General features: G+C 38.2%; 15 protein-coding genes. 9 read left to right on the top strand and 6 right to left on the bottom strand.

Annotated features, from left to right (window positions below):
- The first annotated feature begins 186 nt into the window (after positions 1-186).
- Positions 187-534 (top strand): hydrogenase maturation nickel metallochaperone HypA, encoded by a 348-nt coding sequence (locus G608_RS0102425; protein WP_026494677.1) that lies wholly within the window; start codon positions 187-189, stop codon positions 532-534.
- Between the two features lie 74 nt (positions 535-608).
- Here G608_RS0102425 and G608_RS0102420 read toward each other — a convergent pair whose 3' ends face one another.
- Positions 609-1,163, bottom strand: coding sequence for a hypothetical protein (locus G608_RS0102420; protein ID WP_026494676.1), 555 nt, complete (start codon positions 1,161-1,163; stop codon positions 609-611).
- A 195-nt stretch (positions 1,164-1,358) separates the two neighbouring features.
- On the opposite strand from G608_RS0102420, the gene G608_RS0102415 reads away from it, so the two are divergent.
- From G608_RS0102415 to G608_RS22110, 8 genes are all read left to right on the top strand, one after another.
- Positions 1,359-3,140, top strand: coding sequence for a fibronectin type III domain-containing protein (locus G608_RS0102415; RefSeq protein ID WP_026494675.1), 1,782 nt, complete (start codon positions 1,359-1,361; stop codon positions 3,138-3,140).
- Positions 3,141-3,303: 163 nt separating this feature from the next.
- Positions 3,304-4,563: a 6-phosphofructokinase gene (locus G608_RS0102410; RefSeq protein ID WP_026494674.1), complete on the top strand. Its 1,260-nt coding sequence runs from the start codon at positions 3,304-3,306 to the stop codon at positions 4,561-4,563.
- 217 nt (positions 4,564-4,780) lie between these two features.
- Positions 4,781-5,635 carry an ABC transporter substrate-binding protein gene (locus G608_RS0102405; protein WP_035794316.1) on the top strand — a complete coding sequence of 285 codons (855 nt, stop codon included), beginning with the start codon at positions 4,781-4,783 and terminating at the stop codon, positions 5,633-5,635.
- A 17-nt stretch (positions 5,636-5,652) separates the two neighbouring features.
- Positions 5,653-6,756, top strand: a complete 1,104-nt coding sequence (locus G608_RS19605; protein ID WP_051208732.1) for a BMP family ABC transporter substrate-binding protein — start codon at positions 5,653-5,655, stop codon at positions 6,754-6,756.
- Positions 6,749-9,331 (top strand): ATP-binding protein, encoded by a 2,583-nt coding sequence (locus G608_RS19600; protein ID WP_051208731.1) that lies wholly within the window; start codon positions 6,749-6,751, stop codon positions 9,329-9,331. The genes G608_RS19605 and G608_RS19600 overlap by 8 nt, the downstream gene beginning before the upstream one ends.
- An 8-nt stretch (positions 9,332-9,339) precedes the next feature.
- Positions 9,340-10,644, top strand: a complete 1,305-nt coding sequence (locus G608_RS0102390; protein ID WP_026494672.1) for a diguanylate cyclase domain-containing protein — start codon at positions 9,340-9,342, stop codon at positions 10,642-10,644.
- A gap of 281 nt (positions 10,645-10,925) precedes the next feature.
- Positions 10,926-11,255 carry a hypothetical protein gene (locus G608_RS0102385; protein ID WP_026494671.1) on the top strand — a complete coding sequence of 110 codons (330 nt, stop codon included), beginning with the start codon at positions 10,926-10,928 and terminating at the stop codon, positions 11,253-11,255.
- 366 nt (positions 11,256-11,621) lie between these two features.
- On the top strand, positions 11,622-13,442 hold the full coding sequence (locus G608_RS22110) for a BspA family leucine-rich repeat surface protein (protein WP_051208729.1): 1,821 nt from the start codon (positions 11,622-11,624) through the stop codon (positions 13,440-13,442).
- 164 nt (positions 13,443-13,606) lie between these two features.
- Here the strand turns inward: G608_RS22110 and G608_RS19590 are convergent, their stop codons facing one another.
- From G608_RS19590 to G608_RS23505, 5 genes are all read right to left on the bottom strand, one after another.
- Positions 13,607-14,677 carry a tyrosine-type recombinase/integrase gene (locus G608_RS19590; protein WP_051208727.1) on the bottom strand — a complete coding sequence of 357 codons (1,071 nt, stop codon included), beginning with the start codon at positions 14,675-14,677 and terminating at the stop codon, positions 13,607-13,609.
- A 308-nt stretch (positions 14,678-14,985) separates the two neighbouring features.
- Positions 14,986-15,132, bottom strand: coding sequence for a hypothetical protein (locus G608_RS22755; protein ID WP_081677280.1), 147 nt, complete (start codon positions 15,130-15,132; stop codon positions 14,986-14,988).
- A 34-nt stretch (positions 15,133-15,166) separates the two neighbouring features.
- Positions 15,167-16,648 (bottom strand): UxaA family hydrolase, encoded by a 1,482-nt coding sequence (locus tag G608_RS0102365; RefSeq protein WP_026494670.1) that lies wholly within the window; start codon positions 16,646-16,648, stop codon positions 15,167-15,169.
- The gene (locus G608_RS0102360; protein WP_026494669.1) at positions 16,641-18,125 is read right to left on the bottom strand and encodes a tagaturonate reductase; all 1,485 of its coding nucleotides are present in this window, start codon (positions 18,123-18,125) and stop codon (positions 16,641-16,643) included. The genes G608_RS0102365 and G608_RS0102360 overlap by 8 nt, the downstream gene beginning before the upstream one ends.
- 473 nt (positions 18,126-18,598) lie before the next feature.
- On the bottom strand, positions 18,599-19,861 hold the full coding sequence (locus G608_RS23505; protein WP_026494668.1) for an Ig-like domain-containing protein: 1,263 nt from the start codon (positions 19,859-19,861) through the stop codon (positions 18,599-18,601).
- Between the last annotated feature and the right edge of the window lie 163 nt (positions 19,862-20,024).

Genomic DNA, 20,024 nt, shown 5'->3' with positions numbered 1-20,024 from the left:
TGCTGACGCTCTCGCTCTGTTAAAAACGTAGCGGTTCTAAGGTGTCAAAAAACGCCACCTAAGAACCGACGTTTTTAAAAGCAGCTTCACACAATATATTCATTCTTGAAAAGCCAATGGCTGAATATACTTGTTTTTGAAATTTATCCCTATTGTTTTTTGATTTCCAAATTGAGGTTTTAATTTATGCACGAATTAGGTGTTGTTTTTCATATAATTGATGATTTAAAAGCAGTAGCAGAAGAGAATAAGATCGAGAAGATTGATTCAGTAACAATTGAGCTGGGTGAAGTTTCATCTGTTGTTCCGCATTTTCTTACTGATGCCTGGAATTGGGCTTCGGCAAAGCAGGATTTTGTATCAGGAACGAAACTCAATATCGAACCTATACCTGCGATTACGGAGTGTTCTGATTGTGGTAAGCAGTATGGAACAATAGCTCATGGTAGGATTTGTCCTTTCTGTGGCAGTGAGAAAACATACCTGGTTCAGGGCAATGAATTTCTGATAAAGGAAATAGAAGTATCAGAATAATGTTGAAAATTTGAAGTAATAAAGATGAAGGACGCTCAATAATGGGCGTCCTTTTTAGCTAATTATAAAAATGATTATTTTATCTGAAGGTTTGAAGTAAGCTTCTTTCCTTTGGTTTTTACGATGATGTTATATTCCAGATAGATTACCTGACCGGCTGTCAGCTTAATAGTTCCTTTTCTTTTTTTGACAAGCGATCCACCTTTTTGTTTGGAGCTGAATGACATGATGCCGCCCTTTGTTTTGGGTACTATGCTCATGACACTGTCGCTTCCGTCATTTTTGGGAGTGGATATGTTAACACCTCCGTAAACAAGCTCCTTTCCTTTGCATTTCAGATTGCTAAGTGTAATAGTATAAGTCTTGGTCTTTGGAGCTACAAATTTTAAGTATCCATGGAAAATTCCGTTTGATTTGTTCTGAACAATCTTATATTTACCTGTCTTGGGAATTAAAGTTGAGACAGGTTCGATATCTTCTACATAAGACAGATACGAATTTGCTTTTTTCAATTTAATGGTCTTTGTCTTTGCCTCTGCAGATATTGGATTGATAAATGCAAGAGAAATTACAAGAGCCATTATGAATGACAATACTTTAGTTACAGAAAACCAGTTCCTTTTCTTCATTATCCCGCCCTCCAATTCAAAACAAAAACTATATGTATATGATTGCGAGAACATTATAACAAATTGAAAAACGTATCGCATTATTTTCATATTTAAAAAATCATTTGCTATAATTGTTTTTGGGAATAGGCTAAAGAATGGTTTTACAACCATGATTTAGAAATAGCAAAATACAAAAGATAAGAGGAGGGTAAGATGAAACATATCAGGGCATTTATAACTAACTTGGTATTATTGACATTAGCATTGTGTTTATTCAGTGGGGGTAAGGCTGTTGCCAGAGCAGCAAGCTCAATTGCCTATAGACTTTGGATAGGGGGTACACAGGTTACATATGATAACCGCAATCATATTACCTGGCCAAATGGTAGCGGCTATGCAACATATGATTCTGATAAGCATATTTTAACATTCTACGATGCAATAATCACAACAACGACAACTGAAGAAATATCCGGGGAATCGACTAAAGCGGGTGTTTATGCAAATTTTACAACTGATCTTACTATAAAAGGTGACGTTACTTTTGAACTTCCAAATGATTCATGCGGTATTTATTATAAAACCTTAGACCACATGTACGCTGGAAGAACAGTGACAATAGATGGCAACATAACAATGAAAGAATCTGGCGGTGGTATTTGGATCGATGATAGTAATTTGCACTTTAAAAGCGGAAAGACATCCATCAAATCTGCCAATATGGCTGTTGCGACACGAGGTGGAAAAATTACATTTGAAGATTCAGAAATGATTGTTACAGAACCGGAAGTCTACCAAATACTTACGAAGGTAGATTTGAAGTGTATCGCAACATACAGCGGGTCTCCTGCAAATAAGGTTACAATTGAGAAAAAATACGGAAATAAAGGGACATATACTATACAACTGACAAGTCCTTCCGTTGTGCTTAGAGGAAGAGAAGCTTTAACAGCTTTTTACACTGCTAATTATGTCAAGACAAGTATGTTAGTAGGAACAGCTTCTGACTTACATAATTTAGTATTTGATCTAAATAGTGATGGCATAGGTGACATAAAGGCAGATGTAACATTAGATACTTATGATGTCTCGCGATCAATCATGGTGATAAATGTTCTGGATGAATGTACTTACTCTGGTGATTTTATAATTGATGAAAAAGATTTGAAGCTTGATTTTTTGAATGGAAGCAAGTTACCGTATTATGCTCCAATGATCATCAAAATACCACAGCTGAATAATGGCGAATGCACCTTGGATATGACCGGAGGAGAAGCTGACATTAGTGCTTTTGACTGTACTAATCCTTATGATCCCTTCTATAATACATTATATTGGGTAGAACAGATCGATCATGCTCTGACAACTACATATTCTGAACCAAGGTTCTATGAATTGGATGTTGACAATAATGGAACTCCGGATATCATTTTGAAAGATTTTGACGGTAAATGTATTCTTCATGAGAGCAACTCTGTCCATGGAGATAAGGTTATAGTTCTTTCAAATGCTGCAAAACAGAAGTGCATAAAAGAAAGAAATCCATATTTCTCCAAATTGACCATCAAATTCCCCAAAGCTGATACGCCTGGTTCTGAATCCGATGATACAGATAAGCCTTCAACATCCGCGGTGACAACAAGTAATACAGATACGCAAGTTGAAATAAATGACGAAGAACCCGGAAAGCTGGATAAAACTCAGAAGGGTACAAGCTTTACCAAGCTAAAGGCCGGCAAGAAATCCATAACATTATCGTGGAAGAAGCAGAACGCAAAAGGAATTAAGGGCTACGAGATTCAGTATAGTATGGATAAGTCCTTTAAAAAGAATGTTAAGACAGTAACGATAAATAAGACCAAAACAACATCTAAAACCATTAAAAAGCTCACATCCAAAAAGAAATACTACGTAAGAATCCGTACCTTCAGAAAAAAGGGAGCTGAGAAACTCTACTCAAAATGGAGTAAGACTAAGAACGTTAAGGTTAAGTAGTATTAGAAAAATCATTTTGGTAATACAGAAATTTATCTAATATTAATGACAACAGCGCGGTGGTTTGATAAAATATAGTCATGTTGCATAGGAAATGCTAAGAAATCGCAATATATATAAGGCAATTTCCTAAAAAATACTAGATAAGGGGGTATTACAAACCATGGCAACTAAGGAGAAGAGAAACGTTATTGTTGGACAGTCCGGAGGACCTACTGCTGCAATCAATTCATCGCTTGCCGGTGTTTATCGTACAGCTATCGATCGTGGGTATAAGAAAGTGTACGGTATGATCCACGGGGTCCAGGGACTTATGGAAGGTCGTTATGTTGATCTTGCTGATCACATTAAGACCGGCCTTGATGCAGAGCTTCTGAAGAGAACACCTTCTGCATATCTTGGCTCTTGTCGTTACAAGCTTCCCGAGATTTTCGAGAGCAAAGAGACCTATGAGAAGATTTTCCAGATTCTTACAGATCTCGAGATCGATTGCTTTATCTACATCGGTGGTAACGACTCAATGGATACCATCAAAAAGCTTTCAGATTACGCTATCATTTCCGGTTCTACAGTAAGATTCGTTGGTTGTCCTAAGACAATTGATAATGACCTTGCACTTACAGACCATACACCGGGATATGGCTCAGCTGCTAAGTACATCGGTACATCTGTAAAAGAGATCATCCGTGATGGATGGAGTCTTGAGACAGAGCATGGTCAGGTTGTAATTGTTGAGATCATGGGTAGAAACGCCGGATGGCTTACAGGCTCAGCTGCTCTTTCAAGAGGCGAGGACTGTGACGGCCCTGATGCTATCTATCTTCCTGAGCTTCCCTTCGATGTTAAGAAGTTCATCGATAAGGTTAAGAAGCTGCTCAAGGAGAAGGCAAACGTTGTTATTGCTATTTCCGAAGGTATCCATGACAAAGATGGCAAATACATCAGCGAATATGATAACGGCGTTGAGTATGTAGATGCATTCGGACACAAGCAACTTACAGGTACAGCAAGATATCTTTGCACAGTACTTTCACAGGAAATCGGCTGCAAGACCAGAGCTATCGAGCTTTCAACACTTCAGAGAGCTGCTAGCCACTGTGCATCTCGTGTAGATATTCTTGAAGCTTACGAGGTTGGTGGTGCTGCTATGAAGGCTGCTGATGAAGGCGACAGCGGTAAGATGGTAGTTATCGAGAGACTTTCAGATGATCCTTATCAGGCTGGAACAGAGGTTAAGGATGTTCACAAGATTGCTAATGATGAGCGTCTCGTTCCCAGAGAATGGATCAACAAGGAAGGCACTTATGTAACAGATGAGTTCATCACTTATGTTCGTCCTCTTATCCAGGGGGATGTAGGACCTATCATGGTTGATGGTATTCCGAGACATCTGTTTGTACCCGGCTTCCAGGAACTCTTATAATTTAATATCGAATACTTATTTAGGGAATCTGCAACTGCAGGTTCCCTTTTTTATATCATAGGCACTCTTAAGAAATTAAAATGCTCTCTATAAGCCTGATATCAGATTTAAGAGTAATTTTACTTTATGTTTTTTAGCATTTAATACAATTATTCTATAATTATGGTTGAGGTATTATCGATTAATCGTTTTTTATTTTGATAAACGAGGACTGGATATGAGTAGAATGGTCAGAATTCTAATAATTACTTCATTACTCATTACAATAACAGCATGCTCCGGCGGTAAAGCAGTAATCGGGGAGGATATTCACTTAAAGTACGATAATATTAAAGTAATCGATATAAATCTCACTGAAGAAGAATACGGTATCGGTGTAGATAAAAATCAGCCCGAGCTCCTTGCACAGATAAACGAATTCATCAAAGAATATGAAGCAAGCGGTAAATTCAAGGAAATCTGTTCTCATTATGAAGGAGGAGAGCCTGTTCCGGTAGAATCTGCCGAAAGGAATAATACAAAGGATCAGCTTATAGTTGCTACCACCGGAGATTTTGAGCCCTTTGATTATAATATTGGGGACAAATCTTATGGTATTGATAAGGAGTATGTGGCTGCTCTTGCCGAATATCTCGGAAAAGATCTTGTCCTTGAAAATATCAATTTTGACATTATGTTTATGACTGTTGCTCAGCATAAAGCAGATATTTGCATAGCCGGAATTACGATTAATGATGCAAGAAAAAAATATGTGGATTTTTCAATTCCGTATTATCACGCAGGCCAGATAATAGTTACTACTGATAAGTGTGACTTATTCGATAATGTAAGAAATGCCGCTGAAGTTGAAGAGGTTTTAAATAATCCGGACAACAATCTGACTGTGGCTGTTGAAAATATGACAATAGGACACTATTACTGTGAAGGAAACAGTGAATTTGGATACACCGGATTCCCGGTAACTACAGTACCTCTTGCAACACTGGATGACTGCCTTGATGAACTTGAAAGCGGAGGCGTAGATATGGTTATAGGTGATGCTGCTGTGCTCAAATATTTAATTGATAAATAAATTGGAATGGAGCATCTATGAATAAGGTTAGAGAAAATATCTGGACAATATTTTTCCTTCTTTTACTCATAATACTTACGTTCATTATTATTTTTATAATGGTTACCAACAGACCTGAAAAAGAGACGGAAATTAGAATTGGTGGAGTTTTCATTGATTCAATTGATGATGATGGCTGGAGTGAGATACATTATGAGGGCTTAAGTGCGGCTTGTGAAAAACTTGGCTTACCTCTTGATATAGTTGAGTATGTTGATGAAAACGCTCAGTCTACAGCCCCTGCTGTGGAAGAGCTTGTTAAAAAAGGCTGTAATGTAATTTTTTTAACTAGTGGTGGATTTGGTAATAACTGTCAGGAAATTCTTGAAAGCTACCCTGATGTTATCTTTTATACAGTATCTGAAGAATGTGATGCATTCAATACCTCTACGTATTTTGGCAGAATCTACGAGATGAGATATCTGTCAGGTATTATTGCGGGTTCTATGACCAAAAGCAATACTCTTGGTTATGTTGGTGGTACAAATTGTCCGCAGGTAGACAGAGGTGTCAACGCATATTATCTTGGCGCAAAATCAGTTAATCCCGATGTAAAACTTAAGGTAAGATTCATAGGTTCATGGAGCGATGAGGAAGCAGAGCGCAAGGCAGCCGAAAAACTCATAAATGAGGATGGCGCCGATGTGCTTACTTTTCATGCAAGTCATCCTGTGACAATAGATGTGGCAGAGGAACGGGGGGTTTATTCTATTGGATATAACAGCGTAAAGAAAGAGCATTCAGATAAATTTCTTACAGCCGTTGTTTTCGAATGGGAGCCTTTGTATGAAGGCATACTGGCTGACTATTTCAAGGGTAATATCGGCAGTAAAAATGCATACTGGTTGGGTGCTCAGTACGGTGTTGTAAGTCTTAGCCAATATTCAAAAGAAGTTCCTGAATATCTTATACCTATTATCGATGAGAATATGGAAAAATTCAGGAATGGTTGGGACTGCTTCATGGGTAATATCTATAGGAATGATGGCACAAAGATGTGCGATGAGAAGGAGAGAATAAGCGATGACGCTCTTCTTTTCAGAATGGACTGGTTTGTGGAAGGAGTAGAGGTTTATGAGTGACAGACTCCGTTTCTACAACAGAGGCCTTATGGCAGTTTTGGTACTTTTTGGTCTTGTAATGATAGGTTTTGGTGTACTTATCAGCCAGCGTCTTGATTACAGGATTAATGAGTATGCAATAAGCCTAATCCAACAGGAATCAAATGATGCAGGAAATCTGTATTCCCAACAGCTTATGACAGAGATGTACACCCTGCAAAGAATGGGACAGCTTTTGATTGCCTATGAAGAAGAGGACAATCATACTAATCTTGAAAAAACCATAAAGGTTTTGGAAAGCATCTACAAGCATGATGCAGGTGTAGTTGTAGGTATTATGGCAGCTGATGGAGAAGCTTTATATGGCGATGCTCTTTCTGTTGATGAATATGAGGGAATACTTACATCTCTTCATGGATATTCTGCGGTTTCATACCAAAGAAGCGGTGGCGTTCTCTTTTCATATCCCGTGCTTCATGAAGATAATGTCAGATATGTTTTGTATAAACTTTGCTCATCCAGCTATATCAGAAAATATTATGATCTTGATGAGTTTAAAGCTATCGGCACTCCACTACTTATGAGTGAGGATGGAAATATTATTGTATTTAAGAGCTCCATGACAAACGATGACCATAGATTCTATGAAAGTAATTCTGCGCAGGATGTGTTTTCAAAGCTAAGAATGGGCGGCGACCTTACGGCATCAGCTGTTTCCATGGAAAATACCATTATTGGTAAGCAAATATTCTATTCTGCAGAAGTAGAGAACACTGACCTTTTCATAGCAGGAAGTGTGGACAGGGATACCGTAGTACATAAGATTATGTTCCTAAAATCAACAGGTATGACGGTTTATTTTGGCCTGTTACTGCTTGTGATGGTGCTTGCCATGTATCTTATAAGCGCATCAGTTAAAGTACGCGAAAGCAAGGAGCTTATTCAGGCAAAAGCTCTGGCAGAGCAGGCATCCCAGGCAAAAAGTGATTTCCTTGCAAATATGTCTCATGAAATCAGAACGCCTATCAATGCAATTCTTGGTATGGATGAAATGATTCTCAGAGAGTATCAGAATCCTGACCTTAAGACCTATGCTTTTAATATCAAGAATGCTGCAAATACTCTGCTTAACCTGGTTAATGACGTGCTTGATTTTTCAAGGATTGAATCAGGCAAAATGAGCATTATTCCGCAGGAATATGAATTGTCAGTACTTATCTCTGAAGTCTTGTTCATGATGAATGACAGAGTTGCGAAAAAAGGTCTGTACCTGCATATAAATGTAAACCAGAACACTCCCGGAAAACTATACGGCGATCCCACCAGAATTAAGCAGATAATTATAAATCTTCTTACCAATGCAATTAAATATACAGAAAAAGGCGGTGCTGATCTTATCATCGATTATGAAAAGACAGATGAAGATGACACCATTTTCCTAAAGGTTGGCGTGACAGATACAGGCATTGGAATGAAGCCTGAGGATGTAGAGAAGATTTTTAATGCCTTTGAGAGATTTGATGAGATTAAAAACAGAACTATTGAGGGAACCGGCCTTGGAATGAGTATCGTTAAAAAACTCCTTGATCTTATGGACGGTGATATCGATATAAAGAGTACATACGGTGTCGGCAGTGAGTTTGATGTTAAGTTAAAGCAAAAGGTTGTATCCTACGAACCTATTGGAGAATACAAGCTGGCAATAGAAAAAGCTATTGTAGAAAAAGAAGACTACAGACCAAGCTTTGTGGCACCGGGAGTAAATGTGCTTGCTGTTGATGATACGGAAATCAACCTGTCAGTTATGAGGGGATTGTTAAAACAGACAAAGGTCAATCTTGTGTGCTGTACCAGTGGTAAAGAGGTTCTTGAAAAGCTTGAAAACAAAAAGTTCGACATCATGCTTATAGACCACAGAATGCCTGAAATGGACGGAGTTGAACTTCTTAAGAGAATCAGAAGCAATACAGAAAATGAGAACCACAACAGTATATGCATAGCACTTACTGCCAATGTCATTGAAGGTGTAAGAGAAATATATCTTAATGCCGGATTCAATGACTATATGGGAAAACCCGTTAATGGACCAGACCTTGAAAGAATGCTTCTAAAATATATACCAAAGGAAAAGCTTTCAGATGAAACTCCTGATGAATATAAGAAAATTGCAGGAGAAAAAGTATCAGATAAAGCAGATAATTCCTATGTTCCTTCAAGTGATTCAGGTGATGATGGCAAGGTATGGGACGTTATTGAAAAGCTCGATAAGGACGGATTTATAAGCATAGAAGATGGTATCAATTTCTCCGGAAGCAAAGGATTGTTCCTGGATACTCTTAGATTTTTCAAGGAATCTATTGATAATAAAGCAGATGAAATTGAAGAGTACTACTTCAAGGATGACTTCAAAAACTATTCAGCAAAAGTACATGCACTAAAAAGCTCTGCCAGACTTATCGGAGCTAAAAATCTATCCGATAAGGCAAGGGAACTTGAAGAAGCAGCAAACAGAGACGATATTGATTTTGTTAGGGATAATAATTACGAACTTATATCTGAGTACAGGTCATTTAGGGAGATTCTTAAAGACATTTGAGGTGCCTTATGGATAAAAGAAGAATCCTGGTTGTAGATGATGATGAGATAATCATACGACTTACTAAAGGAATACTATCAGATAAATATGATATTGTTACGGCAGATTCAGGACAAAGGGTCATTGACATCTATGCGGATGTTAAGCCCGATATGATTCTGTCTGATCTTATCATGCCCGGAATGACCGGCTTTGAGATGATGGAGAATCTCAGAGCCAAATACAATATTATCATCCCTGTAATGTTCATGACTGCACTTTCAAGTGACGAAACAGAGGAACAAAGTCTTACGATAGGAGCAGTTGATTATATCAGAAAACCCTTCAAGGCAGATGTACTGCTGCACAGAGTAGATAACATCATGGCAAATCTTGATCAGATAAGAGGCCTTCGGGCTGCTGCCGAGAACGACACCATGACAGGGCTTTTAAATAAGACAACCAGCATGCGCGAAATTGACCAGGCTGTAAGAAATGGTCAGGGCATACTTATGATGATAGACCTCGACAGCTTTAAGCTGGTTAATGATATCTACGGTCATGAAAAGGGCGATCAGATTCTTATAAGGTTCGCTGAAATACTAAAGAGTATCATGAGATCCTCTGACATAATCGGAAGAGTCGGTGGTGATGAGTTCATAGCATTTTGTCAGAATACAAAAGAAGAGAGAATGCTAAGGGAGAGGACCGAGTTCTTAAACAGAAAGCTCTTTAACTTCGCAAAAGAATGTCTTGCAGAAGACATGAACATTCCTCTTGGATGCTCCATAGGCGCAGCAATCTGTCCTGATGAGGGAAATGATTTTAACACGCTTTTTAAAAAGGCTGATGAAGCACTATATGAAGCTAAGCATAACGGAAAACACGGTTACGTAATTTATAAGCACGGCGAGGATGAAGTAAATGAGAATAAACAGGATAATAACTCAGAGATCCGAATGATACTTGGAGAACGAGAAGGTCAGCGGGGAGCCTTTGTTTTACCTATGGAACAGCTGAAGACGGTTTACAGATTCCTTATCCGGGTAGAGAAAAACTATCCCAGTGATATTCATTTTATTGTTTTTACATTGGAGAGCAGAAACGGTCATGTAAGTGAATACAGAGATAAGTATATGGATGTCATGGCTTCATGCCTCAGAGGAAGCGATATCGTGGCAAAGTATGGTGATGATAAAGTGATAGCGATACTGCTTAAAGCCTCAGCTGAGGACTATCATGTCCCACTTGAGAGAGTAATGATGAAATGGAATGAAATGCATGAATCGCTGGAAGTAGAAATCAGCTACACTGTTGAAAATCTGATGACGTAGTTTTAAATAAAGATAATAAAAAATAATGTTAGGAAAAATGGCTTAATTTCAGATTTGGAATTAAGTCATTTTCTTTTGAACAAGGCCAGGTTATATCTGATGTTATTCAGAGTTATACCGGGGCTGAGAAAAAGAGCGTTCAGAAGGTTGATAAGGCTAAGGCCCACAACAGAGATTTCTATAAGCGTCCTGTTGTTGTAGCTTCTGCCGGCGGTGCTGCTGCAGGAGCAGGTGCAGCTGCAAGTGCTTCAGCAAGTGCCGGTGCTTCAGCATCAGTAAATGTGTCAGGCGGGGGAAATACAAGTGTTAATTACAGTAACGTCGAGTCAACTGTGGTTAATCAGACTAACGTTTATGTAAGTAATCCCGCACCCAGTTCAGCTGCAGCAAGCACACCTGTTTCAAGTGGCTTTGATTCATCAGGTATTGCTTCAAGTATTGAGAGTGCTACAAGTCAGATGGCATCAGGCGGCGGAGCATCCAATATGGCAGGCGGTATTGCCGCAGCAGCCGTAGGAGCTGCAACAGCCGCCGCAGCAGGAGGATCTGCTGCTACATATCTTAAATCCAAAAAGAAAAATGAAACTGAAGAAGTTGCTGAAACAAAATAATGTAATAGTGATGGGGATTTCACTTTAGATGGTCGGATTATCTGGGTGAGATCCCCTTTTTATGTTCATTATTTCATTACTATTTCACCGTGTGAGGGTTTTATTCTCATCTTATTTGAAGTAGAAATAAAATGGACACCATAATTTTCATTTGAGTACTAAATAACGGTTTAACAAATTCTTAAAAGTGCATAAAATGGATGTTTTTCGTTGATTTTTCGGGGGGGGTGGTATCATTAAGGTATAAGATAGATACAGGATATCTGTCTTTTTTGATTAATGTGATAAAGAGGTGATGAATGAATCGAGAAAAATAAAATTTTTTAGAAGAATAAAGGACTAAATAGAGGAAAGGAAAATGTGTTTATGAGAAATTTGTTATCAAAGAAATATGTCAATTATTGTTTAACCATACTTTTTGTCGCCATGCTTTTAGTTTGTAATGGAACCAGTGTTAAAGCTGACGATGATGATGATGATTATGTGACAAGTGACTGGCTTCAGGATTTTGGGGGTAGATTTGGAGAATATTATGACACCAGTGATGGTCAAACAAAGCCGGCATACATTATAACAGGATATGGTGGAGAAAAATCCAGCATAACAATAGATAGCCATGTAACAACATCTAAGGGACGAAACTATCCTGTAGTAGTTAGCTCTTTAGGCTTGAATAGTGAAACTCATGTTCGCGAGGTCAAATTTGTTAATGGTGTGAAAGTCATACCTAATATCAACTGGCCAATTGACGAAGGCTATTCATACAGTGCCGATGGGATAGTGAGAGGAAATGTCGACACGGTTGAAACAATAGATTTTTCCGGTGCTGATACAAGCTGCGCTCGAAATATGATGTATATGTTTAAAAATTTGCGAGGCCTTACCACCTTGGATATTAGTAATTTTAAGACATCTAACGTAACATCTATGCGAAGTATGTTTGAAGGTTGCAGCAGAATGCAAACTATTAACCTTACAGGGGTTGATACTTCCAAAGTAACAACTATGGAATCAATGTTTGCAGACTGTGTGTCGTTGCAATCTTTGGATCTTTCTGGATTGAATACATCGAATGTTACTAATATGGGCATGATGTTCTGGGATTGCAGAAATCTGCAGACGCTTAATCTCACGGGCATTAATACGTCGAATGTTACAGATATGCACTATATGTTCTATGTAGATGTAGATGATTCAAAAAATTATGCAACATATTCAAAACTGACTTCTTTGGATCTTAGTAGCTTCAATACATCAAAAGTAACTAATATGAAATCTATGTTTTGTGGACAGGGGAATTTGACTAGTCTTAATCTGAGTTCTTTTGATACTTCTAATGTGAAATATATGGATAGTATGTTCACCTATTGCAGATCAATGACTCATTTAAATTTAAGTAATTTTAATGTTTCAAAAGCACAAACTATGCAAGACTACACTTCCCTTGGGCAGCATTATACGAATGTTAAGGATGTAGGATTGTCAAATTTGGTATTTGCTAGCATTGATACTCCGGTAATATCTGGATCGGGATGGGTTTATACACTGTTAGAGACAGTGGACATTCGCGCTGGTCAAAAACCTATTTATCGTTTGGATGATAATAAAGATGGTAAACCGGATAATGAGACCAATTACTATGATTCTCTCAGAATTGATGGCATTAGTCACAGATATCTCTTAGTTGGTTACTATGATTCTAATGATAATACACATCATTATTATAATAATGCTAATCAGGGAGGGAACCAGCAGGAACATAATAATACTAATGATGGACAGCAGGATAAAAACCCGGCACCTGATAGCCAGCAGGAAGCAGCTACTGATGATCAGACTAAAAAGCCTGTAAGCCCTTCGGAGGAAGAGAAGAAGGAAACCGTAGATAAAAAGCAGGCAAAAACTTCTGTGTCTAAGGTGAAGGCAGGAAAGAAATCCTTTACTGTTTCCTGGAAAAAGCAGACTGCAAAGGGAATCAAGGGTTACGAGATTCAGTATAGTATGGATAAGAAATTCAAGAAGGATGTCAAGATAGTCACAATTGGCAAGACCAAGACAACTTCCAAAAAGATCAAGAAGCTTAAGTCCGGAGAAACATACTATATAAGGGTTAGGACTTATAAGAAAGCTAATTCAAAGAAGGTATATTCTAAGTGGAGTAAGGCAAAGAGCATAACTGTTAAATAATGCAATTGAAGTAAAGGAAAAGATCTCGGGGGTGAAAGCACCAATGTCATTAAGTTAAGTGTGACGACAAAAAGACTCTTATACCAGAAATGGTATAGGGGTCTTTTTGTCTGAAAAAAATAGTTGACAGCAGGACTGAAAAGTGCGGCCGCTTTCGCTACTGATTATATTTTAGAGGTATCTGTATTATATGGATCTATGGTTGCTGCGCGTCTTCTATGTTCATCCTCAATTGCTGCGTAGTGTTTGGCTGTGGTATTTATATCTTTATGGCCAAGAACATCTGCAACAAGGCGAATATCACCGGTTTCTCTGTATAATGCCGTGCCGTAAGTGCTTCGCATTTTGTGAGGTGTAAGCTTTTTTCCGGGGACAGCCATCCTGGTGTATTTCTGAACCAGAATTTGCACGGATCTGACCGTAATGCGGCTTTTTCTAAGGGATAAAAACAGGGCTTTTTCCTTGGAATCAGCCAGTAATGTGGGCCTCTCAAACTCTATATAATCCTTAATAGCTTCCGCAACAGCTCTGTTAAAGTAAAGAATCTGTGTATTTCCGCCTTTTCGGACTACTGTGAAGGAATTTTCATCAAAATTAAAGTCATCTATATCAAGGCCCACACACTCAGATACACGGATTCCGGTATTGAGTAGGAGAGTGAAGATAGCAGTATCACGGAGAGTAGTCTTCTCACATAACGCTCTCTGCCTGTCGGAAACTTTAATATTGGTATTGATTACAGTATCCATCAATGTGTTAACTTCATCAGAATTCATGCGAATAATATCTTTTTTCGGAGCTTTTTTCCTTTTTGCAGCTCCAAGTGTCGGATTATTTTTCAGATAATGATGAAGGCACATGAATTCGTAAAATCCGCGAACTGCTGACATACGTCTGGCAATTCCTTTTTCTTTATTTACATGCTTATTCTCGCCGTTATTAAACTGCAAAAATCGCTGGAATTCATTGATATCTTCAAATGTCAGCTGATCAAGAATTTCCAAAGGAATATCCTTGATTTTCTCATTGTCATTTAGTATTGGATTTTTCTCTGCAAGAAACCTAAAGAAAGTGATCAGATCATAGGCATACGATACAACTGTATTAATCTGCGAAGTGAGTTCCTTATCATCAAGAAATGATAAACAATATCCGGGAAGCTCAGCTTCAAGTTCATGTAATTTTTCTAAACGTGATAGATATAATTTACGATTGTATTCAGAATCAGCACCCATATAATTACCCCCAACAAAACCATAGAATTATGCGAAAACACAGAATCCATGCGGATCTGATAAATACATTATAACACGTATTCTAATTTCGTTAAAGAGAGATTTAGCGAAATAATAGATTTATATCACTACGCTTCTGTGAATTAATTGAAGAAGTTATCTAGACTTTTGGTTAATTTAGAAGGTAAAAAGGTAGCGATAACTTCTTCACTGTTCGCATAAAAAAACTGCGAGGTATCCCCCCGCAGCTTTTCGTAAACAATATCAGTCTATTGATTGGACTCCATAGTGCATCAGTATTGGGACTTTCATCCTCTGATTTCCTTAACAACTTTAACAGCTTCTTTTGTCATATCCTCAATCTTATCAAAGGCGCTTGATTTAATAAGATCACCTTTGACCATCCAGCTACCACCACAACATGCAATTCTGTCATAAGAAAGATAATCTCTCATTTTAAGATCATCTATCAAGGGCTTTTACTCCGAATCAGAGCGTTACTCCATCCTTAAATATGGATATTTCTCTATACCCGGCGTCTTCCTGCCTGGTTTTTTGTCCACTTGCAACATCCAAAACATAGTCCAGGAGTCTGTCCCCTGCTTCATCCAGAGACTCTTTTCCTTCAGCTACCTTTCCTGCATTGAAATCTATCCAATTGCCTTTCTTCTCATATAGCGCAGTATTCGTTGAAATCTTCACTGTCGGAACAGGTGCCCCAAAGGGTGTTCCCCTTCCGGTTGTAAAAAGTATCAGATGTGCTCCTGCAGCTGTAAGGTCTGTAGTTGATACCATATCATTTCCCGGACCTGACAATAATGACAGTCCTTTAATTTTTACCGGCTCAGCATACTCCAGTACATCTGAAATCTGAGCACTTCCGCCTTTTTGAACACATCCACAAGACTTGTCCTCAAGAGTTGTAATCCCGCCGGCTTTATTTCCGGGGCTTGGATTTTCATATACAACCTGTCCGTGATCCACAAAATATTTCTTGAAATTTTCAACCATACAAACTGCTTTATGGAACGTGGCGCTATCCTTACATCTATTAAAAAGAATTGATTCAGCCCCGAACATCTCAGGAACCTCTGTAAGAACAGTAGAACCTCCCATAGAGATAAGTCTGTCAGAAAATCTGCCAACCGTTGGATTGGCAGTTATTCCTGAAAGGCCATCAGAACCTCCGCACTTCATTCCTACAATAAGCTCGCATGCATCTATTTCCTCACGCTTGGACTGGCCTGCATAATCCGCCAATTCTTTGAGAAGTTTGCTGCCTTCCTCAATCTCGTCTTCGCAGTCCTGACAGGTAAGGAATTTCACTCTTTCTCCGTTCCATTCCCTGAGTTCTTCCTTGAATTGTTCTGAAGTAAGATTCTCACACCCCAAAGAAAGAACAAGAACCCCGCCTGCATTTGGATGTTTTACAAGTGCTGCAAGGACTCTCTTTGTAGTTTCATGGTCATCACCCATTTGAGAGCATCCGTACGGATGGGTATATGCATATAATCCCTCAATTGATCCCTTTACAAGGTTCTGATTGTCTCTGGCCAATTTCTCCGCAATCCGGTTCACACATCCGACAGTAGGAATAATCCATATTTCATTTCTGATTCCTACTTTTCCTTTGGCTCTCCTGTAACCCATAAAAGTTCTGTTTGCTACTTTAGGAAGCAATGGTATTTCAGGTTTATACTCAAATTTGGAATTCTCAGAAAGAGAGGTTTTGACATTATGTACATGCACAAAACTTCCTGATTTTATTTCATCTGTGGCAATGCCTATACAGTTTCCGTATTTTACTATCGAGGATCCTTCGGCTATGTCATTAAGCGCTACTTTATGCCCTCTTCCAATTGCCTCAATAGTTTTTAACCCATCTTCAGATGCATCTATAATTTCACCCTTTTCCAGGTCTCTAAGTGCAACTGCAACATTATCCAGAGGATGTATCCTGATACTATTCACCCTGAACCTCCCTCATGGCTTCATACATGCCCTTTTCATCTATCAGGGCAAGGTCTTTAATAACTGCTTCTTCAAATCCGGATAGTTTTATGAGCGCATCTCCCCACATCTTCTCATTGGCAATAATATCTCTTGCCAACTTCTCATTATCAGCATCTTTCAGAGCAAGGAACGCATCAAGTACCCATTCGTCATCTTTGATAAGGTATTCATTATTGTCTCTTTCTGCAACCAGAGCGCATTCCCGCTTTTCATAACCTCTGTGATAAAAAGCAAGAAATGCAGCAAACGAAAATGTCAGTACTTTGGGTAACTCCTTCTTCTGTTCATAATACTCGAGTACTGTGTACATAACTCTTGCCTTCCACTTAGATGCTGAATTCAGGGAAATACTAAGCAGTTCATGGTCAATGAAAGGATTTGCAAATCTGTCTGTAACTGCGGCTGCGAAATCCTCAAGATCTTTCTTATCAAGTCCCTTGAGAACCGGAATAATCTCATCATAGAGAGCCTTATTCATATATCCCCTTATTACATCATCTTTCATGCAATCTCTTACAATATTCTGTCCTGCAAGATATGCACCCATAATCATAGATGTATGCGCACCGTTTAAGATTCTTACTTTGCGCTTTTTATAAGGATCAACATTATCTACTACAAGTATGGGAAGTCCGGCTTCTTCCACAGGAAATTCTTTCTTAATCTTCTGCGGTCCTTCTATAACCCACGCGCCAAACACTTCAGCCGTATCAATAATATTGTCTTTATATCCAAGCTCCTCACAAATAGCATCAGCTTCTGCTCTCGGATAACCTGGAACTATTCTGTCCACGAGTGTGGAGCAGAAAATATTATCATTATATACAAAGTCTCTGAATTCTTCAGACAATCCCCACTGATCTATATATTTATTTACGCACTTTAGTAGCTCATCTCCGTTTCTGTCTATGAGCTCGCAGGATAGAATAATAAATCCCGGAAGTTTGTTATTAAATCTTTCATACAGGAACTGTGTCAGTTTTCCCGGAAAACTTGCACACGGTCTATCCTCCGGTTTGCAGGAAGGATCATAAGCTATACCTGCCTCTGTAGTGTTGCTTACAATGAATCTCATTTCGGGATTTTTGGCACAGGCTAAGAATTCATCAAATTCTCTGTATGGATTAAGGCATCTTGAAACACTGGAAATAACTCTTTTGTTATTAACTTTTTGCCCATTTTCCTGTCCCCGTAAATAAAGTGTGTAAAGACCTTCCTGATCGTTTATCATATCAGCGAGTCCATGTTCTATTGGCTGACATAAAACAACCTTGCTGTTAAATCCTGCTTTTTCGTTCATAAGATCGATAAAGTAATCGACGAACGCACGAAGGAAATTTCCTTCGCCAAACTGAAGAACCCTCTCCGGTGCATCCTTTAGAAGGTATCCATCGTACCCCTTTTCCTCCAATAGTTTGTAACTAAGCTTCTCCATGTTAAAAGTCCTCCTCTCAGATTCCGAAATATCTCTTTGCGTTATATGCTTTGCAGTCTCAGTTTGTAAAATAAAATCTTCATCTAAAAACTTTTCATCTTTTACCAGCTCCCAATTAAAACCTTTTCTATAATACTAATTGCAAATCTTTATTTTTTATATAGCTTTGGGGTTTTAAACCAACTTATACAACAAGTACAACAATTTTTACAATATTTATGTCCGCCTTCTATAACAGCAATTATTTTATACGTTTGCATACAATTTCTCCACATACATCTGCATTAATTCTGCCTCCTAACACTCCTTACCAGACTATCTGCCGCTTCTCTTATTTTTGAAGCTTCCTCAGGTGACAGGAGTTTTACCCATTTATTTCTCTTTGATAAATCAGGCTCATTTTTATCAACTGTACTTAAATTGACAAAAGAAAACCCCTTAGGCATATTGCTAAGAGGTTTTCTGCTTGGGTGTTATTTTACTTTTACGCTTTTAATCTTGCTCCACTTTGAGTATACCTTTTCGCCGTTCTTTTTGGAGAAGGTACGAATTCTTACGTAATACTTTGTTTTGGATTTAAGCTTCTTAATGGTTGTTTTAGTAGTTTTTGCTTTCTTAATAGTAACAGTATTTGTAACGTCTTTCTTGAAACCCTTGTCTGTACTGTACTGGATTTCATATCCCTTTATACCCTTGGCAGTCTGTTTTTTCCAAGAAAGTGAGATTTTGTTTTTACTTGCTTTGGGCTTTGAAAGAGTTGTACCCTTTTGCTTAGGATTGAGCTGTTCAGCTTTTTCTTCATTAACAGATGCTGCTTCAGAAGATTTTGCTGGCTCAACTGTGGGATTTATTGTTGGCTCCGGATCCTTCTTATTCTCTGATTCATTTGTGTCTTCAGAATTACCTTGCTGCTCTCCTACAGTTACAGTGCAACTTGCCTTGATATTGGCATTAGTCTTCATAGTAGCTGTAATTGTTGCAGTACCATCATTTACAGGTGTTACTTTTCCGGTTTCGTCAACTGTTGCTACATTGGGATCAGTTGATTCCCAATCAAACCTGTTGAGATTGAGCTTAGGAGCAATTGTAAGTAACTGTGCTGAATCACCTTTTTTGAAGTTCAGTTTTGACTTGTTGAAAGCGATTGAATTAACTTTACTAACAGTAACAACATCAAGGATCCATGGTTCATTGTCTGTAATTAGCGTAAGATCATATTCACCAGTTTCTTGTATTATTGTTCCGCCAACATATGCGTAAGTATTTTCATGATAACTTTGATCTACTATTGGTGAATCCATTTTTAGATTTCCATCTAATATCAAATTTACATCACAAGCAGGTCCAACATAACCAAAAATAATTGCGTTTCTTCCTTCAGTTTGGGGTTCTCCAAATTTTAAGGTTACTGTATTTTGCATTTCATCCTTTGCGGCATAGTGCAAATAGTCTTTTTCACCCTCTTTGGTAAGATTAAGGTCTGTGTCTATATAATAATTTCCATTAAATGATGGGGCCTTTCTCCATTCGTAGATAATGCCACCTGAATTATTGTGGGTTTCAAAATACAAACCAGCCTTATCTTCGAATCTCACAAAATGGTATTGGTAGTAAGATAAAGCTGCATGAACCGGCATAGAAGGCATCACGCCCAAAGCTATAAATATAGCAAGTCCAAGCGCCAAAAGCCCTTTCATCCTGCTACGTATCTTTTTTAGATTAACTTTTTTCTCCATTTTCGCCCTCCAATATTTCAATAACCCCAAATGAATTTAATAATAGTATAACACAGGCGCTTCTGAAGGTTATATTAAATATCCCATTTATTCTTACCAATTGTAACACTCTTAAGCTTCTTATTACCCTTAAAAGCACCGGCTGCAATTTCAGTAACCTATA

Source organism: Butyrivibrio sp. WCD3002, assembly GCF_000424265.1.
In the GTDB taxonomy this organism is placed as follows: Bacteria; Bacillota; Clostridia; order Lachnospirales; family Lachnospiraceae; genus Butyrivibrio.
The sequence above is the reverse complement of the archived record's forward strand: the minus strand, read 5'-3'. Positions and strand labels throughout refer to the sequence as shown.

Bases quoted from the DNA above. Each gene is read 5' to 3' on its own strand.
- G608_RS0102390 (WP_026494672.1), top strand. From the start codon at position 9,340: ATGGATAAAAGAAGAATCCTGGTTGTAGATGATGATGAGATAATCATA.
- G608_RS0102415 (WP_026494675.1), top strand. From the start codon at position 1,359: ATGAAACATATCAGGGCATTTATAACTAACTTGGTATTATTGACATTA.
- G608_RS19600 (WP_051208731.1), top strand. From the start codon at position 6,749: ATGAGTGACAGACTCCGTTTCTACAACAGAGGCCTTATGGCAGTTTTG.
- G608_RS0102405 (WP_035794316.1), top strand. From the start codon at position 4,781: ATGAGTAGAATGGTCAGAATTCTAATAATTACTTCATTACTCATTACA.
- G608_RS22755 (WP_081677280.1), bottom strand. From the start codon at position 15,132: ATGAGAGATTATCTTTCTTATGACAGAATTGCATGTTGTGGTGGTAGC.
- G608_RS22110 (WP_051208729.1), top strand. From the start codon at position 11,622: ATGAGAAATTTGTTATCAAAGAAATATGTCAATTATTGTTTAACCATA.
- G608_RS23505 (WP_026494668.1), bottom strand. From the start codon at position 19,861: ATGGAGAAAAAAGTTAATCTAAAAAAGATACGTAGCAGGATGAAAGGG.
- G608_RS19590 (WP_051208727.1), bottom strand. From the start codon at position 14,677: ATGGGTGCTGATTCTGAATACAATCGTAAATTATATCTATCACGTTTA.
- G608_RS0102420 (WP_026494676.1), bottom strand. From the start codon at position 1,163: ATGAAGAAAAGGAACTGGTTTTCTGTAACTAAAGTATTGTCATTCATA.
- G608_RS0102360 (WP_026494669.1), bottom strand. From the start codon at position 18,125: ATGGAGAAGCTTAGTTACAAACTATTGGAGGAAAAGGGGTACGATGGA.
- G608_RS0102410 (WP_026494674.1), top strand. From the start codon at position 3,304: ATGGCAACTAAGGAGAAGAGAAACGTTATTGTTGGACAGTCCGGAGGA.
- G608_RS19605 (WP_051208732.1), top strand. From the start codon at position 5,653: ATGAATAAGGTTAGAGAAAATATCTGGACAATATTTTTCCTTCTTTTA.
- G608_RS0102425 (WP_026494677.1), top strand. From the start codon at position 187: ATGCACGAATTAGGTGTTGTTTTTCATATAATTGATGATTTAAAAGCA.